Annotated in this window: 8 protein-coding genes and 1 tRNA gene; 3 read left to right on the top strand and 6 right to left on the bottom strand. The window is 46.8% G+C overall.

All coding sequences use genetic code 11. The annotated features are described in order from the left end of the window. Nucleotides 1–142: 142 nt before the first annotated feature. The 3 genes from DYD21_RS00335 to DYD21_RS00325 form a co-directional block, all read right to left on the bottom strand. Nucleotides 143–215: transfer RNA gene (locus DYD21_RS00335), tRNA-Phe, on the bottom strand. 78 nt (nt 216–293) lie between these two features. Beyond that, nucleotides 294–2,015: a single-stranded-DNA-specific exonuclease RecJ gene (gene recJ, locus DYD21_RS00330; protein WP_116030725.1), complete on the bottom strand. Its 1,722-nt coding sequence runs from the start codon at nt 2,013–2,015 to the stop codon at nt 294–296. Nucleotides 2,016–2,694: 679 nt separating this feature from the next. Beyond that, a complete protein-coding gene (locus DYD21_RS00325; protein WP_199535428.1) occupies nt 2,695–5,208 on the bottom strand; it encodes a glycoside hydrolase family 9 protein in 2,514 nt (837 codons plus the stop codon). A 547-nt stretch (nt 5,209–5,755) separates the two neighbouring features. Here DYD21_RS00325 and DYD21_RS00315 point away from each other — a divergent pair. Both DYD21_RS00315 and DYD21_RS00310 read left to right on the top strand, forming a co-directional pair. After that, a complete protein-coding gene (locus DYD21_RS00315; RefSeq protein WP_280842325.1) occupies nt 5,756–6,931 on the top strand; it encodes a Glu/Leu/Phe/Val dehydrogenase in 1,176 nt (391 codons plus the stop codon). A gap of 299 nt (nt 6,932–7,230) precedes the next feature. After that, nucleotides 7,231–8,604 (top strand): YfcC family protein, encoded by a 1,374-nt coding sequence (locus DYD21_RS00310; RefSeq protein WP_116030719.1) that lies wholly within the window; start codon nt 7,231–7,233, stop codon nt 8,602–8,604. A 40-nt stretch (nt 8,605–8,644) separates the two neighbouring features. Here the strand turns inward: DYD21_RS00310 and DYD21_RS00305 are convergent, their stop codons facing one another. Beyond that, nucleotides 8,645–9,568 (bottom strand): hypothetical protein, encoded by a 924-nt coding sequence (locus tag DYD21_RS00305; RefSeq protein WP_116030717.1) that lies wholly within the window; start codon nt 9,566–9,568, stop codon nt 8,645–8,647. 449 nt (nt 9,569–10,017) lie between these two features. Here DYD21_RS00305 and DYD21_RS00300 point away from each other — a divergent pair, with 449 nt between their 5' ends. After that, complete coding sequence (locus DYD21_RS00300; RefSeq protein ID WP_116030715.1) at nt 10,018–11,511, top strand: sodium:solute symporter; 1,494 nt, start codon at nt 10,018–10,020, stop codon at nt 11,509–11,511. A gap of 19 nt (nt 11,512–11,530) precedes the next feature. On the opposite strand, the gene DYD21_RS00295 is transcribed toward DYD21_RS00300, so the two are convergent. Beyond that, nucleotides 11,531–11,782, bottom strand: a complete 252-nt coding sequence (locus tag DYD21_RS00295) for a GIY-YIG nuclease family protein (protein ID WP_116030712.1) — start codon at nt 11,780–11,782, stop codon at nt 11,531–11,533. Nucleotides 11,783–11,910: 128 nt separating this feature from the next. Then, nucleotides 11,911–12,309, bottom strand: coding sequence for a DoxX family protein (locus tag DYD21_RS00290; RefSeq protein WP_116030710.1), 399 nt, complete (start codon nt 12,307–12,309; stop codon nt 11,911–11,913). Nucleotides 12,310–12,416 lie beyond the last annotated feature (107 nt).

The following is a 12,416-nucleotide window of genomic DNA, read 5'->3' as shown; positions in this document are numbered from 1 at the left end:
ATTCGGGGTTTCAAACTTCTTTCACATTCATGTATTGTTTTGTACAGTTTTGTCCGGAATTATATCTGCTGTAAAAATCGATCAAAACAAAAAAGCCCTGTAAGCTCATATCTCTATGTCTTACAAGGGCTTTACTTGAATGTGGGACCGGGCGGAATCGAACCGCCGACACACGGATTTTCAGTCCGTTGCTCTACCGACTGAGCTACAGTCCCTTAACTCAAGACGCCTAAGATAAGGGGTTTTTATCCTTATCACAATCTATACCCCATCATTTTTTTAAACTGTTTTGCTCAGCCCGTTCGATCCCCCACGTGTATATCTTTAAGCCGCATTTGCAGGGATCGGCGCCCGTTCCAGTAGTTCTCTTCCAGAACATACGCCACATCAATTTTATTTTCGCTGCAATCTAACAGCCGCGGCATATATTCGTGCATATTGAACCCGATGGCATCGAATACCTGGGAGTTATCCTGACGGATTTTCATCTTCAGGTGACCGCTTCCCACAATCGACGGAACGCCTTCGATGCAGACATCTTCACTGACAAAAGTCGGCCGGAGATTGCCCGGGCCGAACGGTTCGAACTGGCTCAGCAGTTTCCAGAAACGGGTATCAACTTCTCCAAGATTCAGCCGGCTATCGATCGTAATTTCCGGGGAAAAATCGTTCTCTTTCAGATATCGAAATGCGATTTGGTCGATTCTTTCACGAAACTCTTCCAGGTTTGAAGCCTCCATGGTAAGCCCTGCGGCAAATTCATGACCGCCGAATTGCTCCAGCAGATCATCGCATTTTTTCAGCGCTTCATAAATGTTGAACCCTTTGATTGAGCGGGCTGATCCTTTAATTTTCCCTTCCACCGTGCTGAGCATAATCGCAGGCCGGTAATAGGCATCCACCAGGCGGGAGGCCACGATACCGATCACACCAAGATGCCAGCCGGGATCGTGCAGTACCATCGATGAAAGCTCATCCATATTAAAATCACTTTCAATTTTTTCAACCGCCTCATCCATCGTTTGGGTGTCGGTTGTGCGGCGTTTTTTATTCACCGACTCCAGCTCTTTCGCAAACCGGGAGGCTTCTGTCCGGTCTGTTGAAATCATCAGCTCAACGGCAACGGTGGCATCCCCCATACGGCCGGCAGCGTTGATCCTCGGACCGAGAGAGAACACAATACTTGAGGTGGTTATGGTACCAATCTGAATTTTTATCAGGTTAAAGAGCTCTCTGAATCCCACTCTTGGGTTTGAATTGAGCATCCTGAGGCCTTCCCTCATCAGGATCCGGTTTTCATCAACAATCGGCACGATATCCGATGCGATTGAGACTGCTACAAGATCGAGGTATTTGTAAGCGAGTGTGTGCGACAGACCAAGTTTTTTAATTGTGCCCTGGATCAGCTTAAAACCCACTCCCGCGCCGGAAAGCCCGTCAAACGGGTACTTGCAATCCGGACGTTTGGGATCGAGCACGGCAACAGCATCGGGAATTTGAGCTCCCACATTATGGTGATCGCAAATCACCAGGTCGATTCCGTTCTCCCTGGCAAACTTCGCTTCTTCGATCGCCGTAATTCCGCAATCAACCGAAACAATCAGGTCGGCTCCCAAATCGATCGCGTACTGAATACCGTCGGGATTGATTCCGTATCCCTCTTTAAAACGATGCGGAATGTAATATTCAACATGCAGGCCGAAACTCTGCAGGAACGTGTAGATCATGCTGGTGGCGGTTGTGCCATCCACATCATAATCTCCATACACAACCACAGTATCACTGTCGCGAATCGCTTTGCAGAGACGGTGAGTGGCCTTCTCCATATCTTTCATCAGGAACGGATTGTGCAGATCCTCGATATCGGGCCTGAAAAATCCTTTCGCTTTACCAAAAGTATCAATTCCGCGCAGGGACAACAGGTGCGCAATTTTCTCCGGAATATTCAGCTGATCTTGTAAATATTGGACGGTCTCATCTCTGTCAGGTGTGGCATATACCCATCTTAATGGCATGATTATTATTTGATTTTATTTTCATTGAACAGGCAGCTGAGCTTCACCTCATGAATGCCAAAATCTGGATTCAGTCACTTTTTCTTGTGACTATCATCAAAAAAATTCACCGAATATACATGTACCCTGAAAAGATCTCAATCCATTTAGGATTGACAATTGATGTAACAATATAACGGGTTCTTCTCTTGATCCATTATACTAAAAGTACAAGACAATCGATGAGAACTTTTTTAAATCGACGGTTGTCCTGCACTCTGCCATTTCCGTCGTAAAACCCAAACATATCTTCAGGTTTTAAACAAGAAAATACCTGTTATATGCAATTTTGATAGTGATGAACTCAAGACTGTCCAAAACGATAAATAAATTTATAAGAAGTTTGAAACCCTGAATGAGATCTGTTCTTCTTTTCGCAGATTATCGATGAGTTTATCGCAGAAATGCGCAGATATACACAGAAAATCTTCGGGAATCAGCGAATTCATCCCCCATAACTCTGGTGATAAAAAAGCAGGGAATCGAATTTCGATCAATAAAAATATCTATTCCGAATGAACAGAAACGAAGATATTAAATGAATTTTTTAAATGTTTTGGACAGTATTGTGATGAACTGAATCATTTGATCGCAAAAGTAATGAGAACTGTGCGGTTCTCCACTAAAGCTGCCTGTAAATTTATTCACTCAGTAAATCGTGAATCGCGTTGGCCAGGAAGAGATAACTTGCCCCTACGGTTATAACATACTCGTTCTGGCCCCAGAAAAATGGCCAGTTTTTTTTGTTTTCCGGGAAGTCGGGATTCAGAATCAATATTCCGGGTACAATTCCGCCCGGAGTAAATGAGAAATCTGCCCGGTTTATTCCATACGCAACAAGCTGTGAGTTTGCTCCTACTCCAGAAACAAACGAATAGTTTGATTCCGGATGAGTTCCAAAAATATAATTCAATCCGCGCAGCGCCCAATCCGCTTCTACGATATCGGGAAAGGTTTTGTGGAGCCAGTAGTTATTGATGCTAAAGCCGATAACTGTCCCGTTCCCGGCCCAACCGCCGCGGGTTATCGGAACACCATATGGATTTTCGTCTTCAATCTCGTTAATCCCTTCACGGTAAACTTCGGTCAATTCCCGCAATCTCTCTTTATAGGAATCATCCATATAGGGAATCGCCTGGATCAGCATAAAAACATTGCTGCTAAACCGTTCTTCTACAATCGGCAACAGTTCTGCAACAGCATCGGCGTATTGCTGATCTTCCGTTGAAAGCAAAAGCTCCACAGCCAGTTTGAGTTTTTCTTCTTCGAGCCGTCCGCCTGTGGTGTTTCCGTGCCTGAAGAGATTAGGTTCACGGTTATTTTCGTAATCCCATACCCCGATCGCCGTTTCAAGTGATTCCTCAGCGAGTTCGTCATTAAACCCGCGCAGCGCACGGCTCGCTGCTGCCAGTGCCGCGGCTGAACCGTAGTTCAAAGCTGATGTATTGGTTGTAAACGCCCATCGATCATCAAAAAAGCCGCTTCGGTTGCCATCGGTTTCGGTGACCCGTTCATCAGGGCCGGGTGCATCTGTTGAAGGCAAGTACATATCCCCCACGGTTCGTTCATCGGAAAACGGATCCAGTTCAGGGTCATAGATTTTGTTATCGGTTTTGGTCACCCCATCACCCAGGTGTGTATACTGGTAAAGGTGCCCGGCTACGATACCCGGAATGGCGTGGCCAATAGCGCGGTGCTGGGCTATCAGGCCAAGCGTTCCGTGTTCAATCTGCTGCAAAATGTCGGGGTTACCATCCTGCCGGTGAATTTCGGTATAGAGTTTCTCCTGGCTGACGGTGGTATTATCGCGATCGATGCCGAACTGCTCCCAGGTGTGTACCAGGTGTTGAACGGTAAAGTATTGTGATTGCGTGCGGATGTCGTAATCACCAGCATCATACCAGCCGCCGTAATTGAGGCCCGGTATGTGTTCAAACGTATCAAAATCTGTATCTGTGGAATCGCCATGCCGGTAGAGGTCAAAATGTTCATAATTCGGAGGTGCCTGGAGCGCATCATCCAGGTGGGATGCGCCATGCCATACCCGGTACGCCTCACGGACCCGCATATGATCCATCTGAATCGGGAAAAACAGGTCCAGGGTTTTGTGCCAGGTATCCGCGTAAATATCTTCCGTAATCCTGAAAGCGTTGGTGCGCTGATCTCCATATTCGATCGCATAAATGCCGGGATCGGTAATTTCTGTAAAATCAAATGTTACATAGTTATACCGCAGATAAGAGCCCCAGCTCTCTACAGCGCCGGAATGAACTACATTCGATTCGCCGGTTTCTGTAATTTGAATTAACCGCGCTTCTGTTTCCGGCTGATCATGAGGGTCGAGCTCAATAACCGCTCGTTTATTCTGGTTGGGGTGATATCCGACCTGGGAATGACCGATGACCGGCTGACGGATCCAGTCTGGTATTGTGTGAATTTCCAGGAACCATTCAATTACATTTCCCTGCGCTCCTTCCGGGATGAGGCTGCGAACCACAAACCAGCCGTTTTGAGCCTTATTTCGCCCGTCAAAAAGCATCAACTCATTTTCGCCTGTCGCTTCGCGGATAGTGATCAGACGCTCCGGATCGTCGGGTGCCAAAACAAGTTTCGTCCCCCTGGCCATTGGCGCCGGTTCCGTTAAGCCAGACTCCCGGACGTTCATCGGCCCCGTTGGGTGAACTGGGAACAATCCGCTTTTTTCATCCATCAGGTAGGTTTTGCCAAAATATTCAGACGGTAAAAACTCCATATTGAACCCGGCATCTCCGGCCAGTTCAGCCGGCAGCGGATCTTCGAGATGAACAGTTATGGAAATACCTCCGTCTTTCGCTTCAGCGCGAACACGGTAGGAAAAATCGTGTTCAGGATATTCGAGCCTGGTTTCTATAATGTTATTCTCCCGGTCGATTGTGCGGTCTACAAACTCCCCGAGGCCGTCCCACTGCTCCGGTGTGTGCAAAAACCGTACATCACCATTAGTTGCGGTACGTTCACCATGATGAATAATTTCGATCCCGCTGGTTTTCGCATCAAAAAACATGCCGCCGGGCTGATTGCTAAACACCAGCACGTTCACTCCGCGATCTTCAAAATATTCGTTCTCATGGATCGTCAGATTTTGACCGCTGGCAGACTGTATCGAATTCATCATAAAAAAACTCCAGAATAAAATTAAGAATGCCGGTTTAGTAGTGATTGTATTCATAGGTCGAATCGATTTTTTAAATTTTCGTTGACATATGCCATGAGAAAACAATTAAGCGGATAATGGCAAAACTCTTATTAATAGTAAAAATGCTCTTTGCCCATGTGAGAATTATTTTGCGCAATCATTTACTCCGATTTTAACACATTCTCAGTATTAATTCCCCTCTAATTGCTCTCACAATATGGAAAACCGTTTCCAAAAATTAAAGTGAATGGGAAAATATTTTCTCAAATCATGCAACTCTTTGATCAAATGTAGTTTATTTTCTGTTTTTTGCGGGAGGTAAACATCGACTGTTTCAACCGATAAGGTTATCACAGTCACTGCATCGTCGAGTATTTTAAATTCACATGCAGTATCTCTTTTTGCATAAAAACATATGCTTTCAGTGTTCTTCATAGTGCAGTTTAAGCTTGCCAAATCCCCGCACAATTCACTATCTTAAAAGCGCTTCCAATCAAGCAAACATCACACAAATAAGATTAGATTCATGGATACATTCATTAAAGAAATAGATCAGAAAAAGAGCGTTCAGGACGATCAATTCCCACTTTTTTCCGATATGGCTACTGCCGGACACGAACAGGTTCTCGTCTGTTCACGACCTGATGTAGGACTAAAAGCAATCATCGCCATTCATGACACCACGCTTGGCCCGGCACTGGGCGGCACGCGTATGTGGACCTACAAAAATGAGAGCGATGCCATGCGGGATGTCCTCCGCCTGTCGAGGGGAATGACTTACAAGGCAGCAATCTCCGGACTGAATCTGGGCGGCGGCAAAGCGGTGATCATCGGAGATCCGTATAAAGATAAAAATGAACATCTTTTCCGGGCATTCGGCCGTTTTGTGGATGGCCTGGGCGGGCGTTATATCACGGCTGAAGACGTGGGGATGTCGGAGCAGGATATGGAGTGGATTTACTCCGAAACCAAGTATGTAACCGGCATTCCGAAATCGATGGGAGGAAGCGGGGATCCGTCACCTGTCACGGCGTATGGCGTTTATATGGGCATGAAATCAGCCACGAAAAAAGCGTACGGCAGCGATTCGCTGAAGGGCAAAAAGATCGCAATCCAGGGTGCAGGCAATGTTGCATCAAACCTGGCCCGGTATATTGCCAAAGAGGGCGCAACGATCTATATCACCGATATTTTCAAGGAAAAAGCCGAGAAAGTTGCCGCTGAATGTTCGGCTGCATACGTCTCTCCGGATGAAATTTACGGGCTCGATGCAGATATTTTCAGTCCGTGCGCCCTGGGCGGTGTTGTGAATGATGATACGCTGCCGGCCCTGAACTGCGATATTATTGCCGGTGGTGCGAATAACATTCTTGAAGATGAGGTCAAACACGGAAATGCGCTGAGTGATCGCGGAATCATCTACGCTCCCGATTATGTGATCAATGCGGGGGGAATCATCAATATTTCGAGCGAGCTTGAAGGATACAATGAAGAACTCGCCATGCGGAAAACAGCCCGGATTTATGATACGGTAACCAATATCCTGGATTACGCCGATGAAAACAGCCTTACAACCGTAGAGGCCTCCAACCGGCTCGCCGAAGAAAGGATTGAATCAACCGGACGAACCGGCAGGATCTACTCCTCATCAAGCCACTTTTCCAACCGAAAAGGTGAACTCTACATGAGGGATCGCCGCTGATATATAATGAGCATTTAGTAAACTTATCATCGTGCAGCTTCAACAGTAAAATGTTGTATAGTCATCGGATGTGCTTGTCGAAAAATCGAGTCTCGAAGAATCACCATCTTAATCGTGGATGATTCATCCGATGACCCACCTTAGCCAATCACAGCCGGGGTTTTCTTACCCGGCTATGGTAAAATTATCAAAAATTGCAGACGAATTTTATGGGAGTGACTATGACGGCTTGTATTGGGTGTGCTCCATTCCTATTTTGAGCGCGGTTTCATTTGCAAGACTAACAACAGACCGACTCCATGAAATTTAAAATGCCCCACACCCTTACCCTGCTATTCTTTATGATGGTTGGGGCGCTCGTGCTTACATGGATCATTCCCCAGGGGTCGTTCGATTCCGAAGTTGTTGAGGGACGTCAGGTTGTGGTACCGGGCACATTCGAAGTTGCCGAAGAGGGAGAGATGTTAAGCCCGCTCGATCTGTTTACCGCCATCCCAAGGGCTTTTGCAGCTGCACAGGATATCATTTTCTTTCTTTTCATAATCGGCGGTGTACTGGCGGTGATCCGTAAAACCGGCGCGATCGACGCGCTTCTCGGCCGGCTTCTTGAAAAACTTGATGGCCAACCCGGTACACTGATTTTCATCATGGTGTTTGTCTTCGCCATTACATCAAGTGCAGTGGGGGCTTCGGCAGAATACATTCCCTTTGTTCTGATCCTGGTCGCGCTCTGCCGAAGTATGGATATGGATACCATGACCGCAGTTGGGATTATTGTAGTTGGATATGGCGTAGGGTATGGCGCAGCAGCGTTTAATCAATACACAGTTGTGGTCGCCCAGGAAGTTGCCGGTTTACCTACGTACTCCGGAATGGAGGTCCGTATGGCCATCCTTGTTCCGTTTGTGCTTGTCGGGGCACATCATGTCTGGAGCTACTCGCGCAGAGTGAAACTTGACCCATCCGCCAGTTTGATGGCAGGTATAAAACCGCCGGATGAGGGTGCACCACCTAAAGAGTATCCCGCACTGACCGTTTCCCATATTGCTATCATCGCCGCTTTTCTGATCGCACTCGGTGGCGCCGTTTATGGAATCCGTTTTCACGGATGGTACCTTATTGAGCTTGGATCCGCATTTTTAATCCTTGGCATTGTCGCTGCACTGATCGGCAGAATCGGTCCAAGCCTGATGGCCAGGGAGTTTGTCAGTGGCGCGAAAGAACTTACGGAGACAGCCCTCCTGGTGGGAATTGCCCGGGGAATCGCGCTGATCCTCGAAGACGGTCAAATTCTCCACACCATCGTACACGGCCTTTCTGTTCCACTTGGAATGGTGGGCCCTGAACTCTCCGCTGTGGGGATGATGATTATGCAGACCATTCTCAACCTGTTTGTACCCTCAGGCAGTGGTCAGGCTTTCGTTACGATGCCGCTCATGGCTCCGCTCAGTGACATTCTCGGAGTCTCACGACAGATTGCAGTTCAGGCTTTTCTTTTCGGAGATGGGTTTGCAAACATGATAATTCCAACCAATGCCGTCTTAATGGGAATCCTCGGGATGGCCGGCGTCCCATATGACCGATGGTTCCGCTTCTGCCTGCCGCTGCTGATTAAACTTCTTGCTATGGCTGCAATCTGCATGGTTGCGATGGTGATGTTTGGATTTTCCTGATCATGCAGGAGTCAGGAATCATGAATCAGGTTGGTGAGGTTTAGTTTTTCTCTCTGCTTTTTGAGCCCTGGATATTTTCTTTTGAATTTTGCTCGTTTTCTTTTGAATCCGGCAACTCAATCCGACCGGTATTCTCGGTACTCACTGTTGAACCGCCGGTCAGCTGAACCAGCTCATCGGCCACCTGTTCAACTTCTCGTTTAAATCTGTCGATGCGTTTTTCCCGTTTTGATGAACCGGAATCTGCAAAACGGTCAGATAATTTTTTGGCTGCGGGCACCAGTGTGAGCTGTAAAAAGGAAAAGGCAAGGATAGCAACAATCAGGTTTAAGAGAAACGAGTAGGGCAGCGAAAACAGGGCCACAGCTCCGGCCAGGTAGGGGACATACGAGAGATATTCAATCGGATCATCCTCATAATAGGAATCTCCAAGATTTGAACCCCATAAACCTTTCATACTCGCCCTGATCCGAAACTGATCTTTCCGGGGCTGAATCAGTACACGATATTCTACTCCTTCATAGTAATCATCTGAATATTTCCATTCCACGCTCTGACCGGTACGCTGAACGGTGCTTTTCTCAAGTTCGTCCTCTCCGTCCTCAAGAATATTCTCTCTCCAGCTTTTTCTCTTGTGGGTTGCATTGTGCCTATGATTCAAATCAGAAATGATCAAATCTATGGACTCCTCAGTCAGTTTACCCTTAACCCAGCGTTCGGCAAACACTTCATTTTTTGACGGGGGAGTGCTTTGATCCGGAACTGGCTGATCGAGCTGATGTGCCGCTTTTCGAACATTTTCCGGGTCAATTCCCGCTTCTGCAGCCACTTCCGAGAGTTCATCGAGATTGAGGCCCGGCAGATCACCGGGAGCATTCTTTTCACTCAGCTGACCTGACTCCATTTCAGCTGCCCGCTTGATAATTTCAGCAATTTCTTCTTCGCTGTATGTTCGTTGCGACATTTGATTGTTTTTTGATTTCCATGAAGTCCCTGCAAATATAGCTTCTCAAAAGGAATTTAACAGAAAATCTTACCTCAGATGTTATAAACCTGAGTTCGATTCTTAAATTTATCGTATATCAACAAAAACAGTCCAAAAAGGGCGTCATCTCGCATCCCGAAAGCGTTCGGGACGTGATCTCCCGTCCTTCAAGGCAGGAGATGCCGGATCGGAGTCCGGCATGACATAATTGTTGACGAATTAACTTTACTAACGCCCTTTTTTGGACTGTTTTTGACATTTTTAAATCGAACTCAGGTGCTATAAATATTCTTTCACTTTCAAACATACAAATACGCAAGAGATTTGTGAATTCCATCATTAAAATGAATACTTTCGTGGTTAAACTTGAATCCTGAAACGACAACTCTGGTCCCGGCCGATACCGGACAAACCTTGCACCTTGTATCATGTCCATCTTTTTCTGGATCGTACTTCTTTACCTCGCCATGCTGATGGGTATATCCATCTGGAAAAGCCGCGCTATCAAAAACCAGGAAGATTTTATGGTAGCAGGGCGATCGGTATCCACGCCAAAACTGGTGGGAACTCTTCTTTGTACCTGGCTGGGATCGGGCACACTGCTGGCGGGCGCCGGCCTGGCTGCACGGGTAGGGATTTCGGAACTCTGGCTGGCCGCCGGGGCATGGATCGGGATAGTTATCGTTTTTTTCTTAGCTGGACGCGTGCGCCGGATCGCCCAATACACTGTTCCAGATATCCTTGAACTCCGCTACAATAAATGGGCGCGAATTCTGGGTACGATTGTCATTGTAATTGCATATACAACAATTGTTGGATACCAGTTTCGCGGCGGCGGTTTTGTACTGAATCTTATTGCCGATATTCCTGAGTGGCAGGGTGTATTGCTTACTGCCGGTTTTATCATCGCGTTTACTGCCTTTGCGGGAATGCTCTCTATCGTTTCCGTGGATATCATCAACGGTGCGGTAATTACAGTAGCGGTTCTGATTGCGGTGCCGCTTGTGTTCTTTAATCTGGGCGGGATGGAATTTGTAACAACAGAACTGGATCCGGAGCTGTTTAGCATTACCGGCGGACACAGCTGGATATGGGTGATGGGCGTCTTTTTTCCAACTTTCCTGCTGTTGCTGGGAGAGTCGAATATGTATCAAAAATTCTATTCGGCTAAAAACGAAAAATCTGCAAAAAATGCCGTGATGTTCTGGGTGATCGGTACCATCATCATCGAAACGGCGATTGCCTCACTGGCTATTCTCGCGTTCAGCCATTTTAACGCGCTCGACCCATCCAGTATCATGCATCTTGCCGCTGAAGATAGTGAGCGGATTATTTTGCATGCCGCCCGGTTTGGCACTGAAATTGGAATTCCGCTGGCAGGCGGACTCCTGCTGATCTGCGCCGCGGTGGCGATCATCACATCTACCGGAAACAGCTTTCTTCTCACTCCATCCACCAATCTGACGCGGGATATCTATCAGCGGTTTATTAACCCTGATGCGGGTGAAAAGGTAATTGTGCTTTTCCAGAGGCTGATGGTTCTGTTGCTCGGAATCCTGGCCTGGCTGCTTCTTACGCAGTTCCGAACCATTCTTGATATGGCATTTACGGCTTACACCATGATCGGCGCCGGGCTTACCCCCGCACTTTTAGCCGCATTTCTCTGGAAGCGCGTAACCACAGCGGGCGGAGTTGCCTCTATCGCAACGGGAATGGGTGTCACACTGCTTATCACTATACTTAACTCGGTTGGGGAAGAGCCGCTAATCCCTTTTGATTATATCGTACTTCCCGCTGCCGGTCTGTCGATAACTGTTTTGATTGTGGTGTCTCTACTAACCCCACCGGATCCGGACGAAAAATGGAAGCTTTTTTATGAAAAGGATGCAGAACTGGATGATGCAATAAGCGAGTACAAATAGCTGCTGTTCACCTGATCACTCACTTCAGTTTCTCTATACGCGATTCGAGCTCCGTCCTGTCACCCGATGATTTGATACTGGCCTCAGCTTCTTTCGCTTTTTCTACGGTATCGAACGTTTTTTGACAGACAACTCTCCACGGAATGCCTGATTTTGTATGCTTATTTTTGCCTGAATTATGACGGTTGATCGCCTTCTCAGGGTTCGAAGAAGAACCAACAAAATACCGATCCACAAGCGGACTGTATAGTACAAAAACGGTGTGCTTCATTTATTTGCGATTTCAGGAGAGCTTTTTGGCTTGCCCTTAATTGTATGTACAAAAGAATAGGAATATACGGCATAAAAAAGGGGTATTGAATGCAATCAATACCCCCCATATTAAACTGGTTAAAACGATCAGGATCTGTTCATCGCATTGTCGACGGAATATTTGCCGCTGCCCAGAAAAAAGAGCGCCAGACTTGTGAGCAGAAGCAGAAGATCAAGCCGTGCCGCACTGAAATCGCCATCGAGTTTTGTGGTCAGCAGGGCAACAACCATAATAATGGCAAGCAGAAGGGCCGGGATTCGAATATAAGAGCCGAACAATACCATCAAACCTCCAACAAATTCTACAAGTGCCACAACCCATGCCATCAGGCCCGGCAGCGGAATTCCAAGGTTTCCAAAAAACCCCTGCGTTCCTTCAATACCTGTAAGTTTGCCCCAGCCTGCTACGATAAAAATCAAACCTACTCCGATTCTAATGAATAGCGTAGCCAGTCCGTCGTATTTACTTAGTTCTTTTAGTTCCATAGTCCTGTTCCTGTTTAAATGATGGTTTATTTTGGAGATCTACATCTTACACCGTCAATTTATACAGAAAGTTTAAAAAATCAAGTGCATCTACCGTTCTATTTAAT

This window comes from Rhodohalobacter sp. SW132 (assembly GCF_003390325.1).
GTDB lineage: Bacteria > Bacteroidota > Rhodothermia > Balneolales > Balneolaceae > SW132.
The sequence above is the reverse complement of the archived record's forward strand: the minus strand, read 5'-3'. Positions and strand labels throughout refer to the sequence as shown.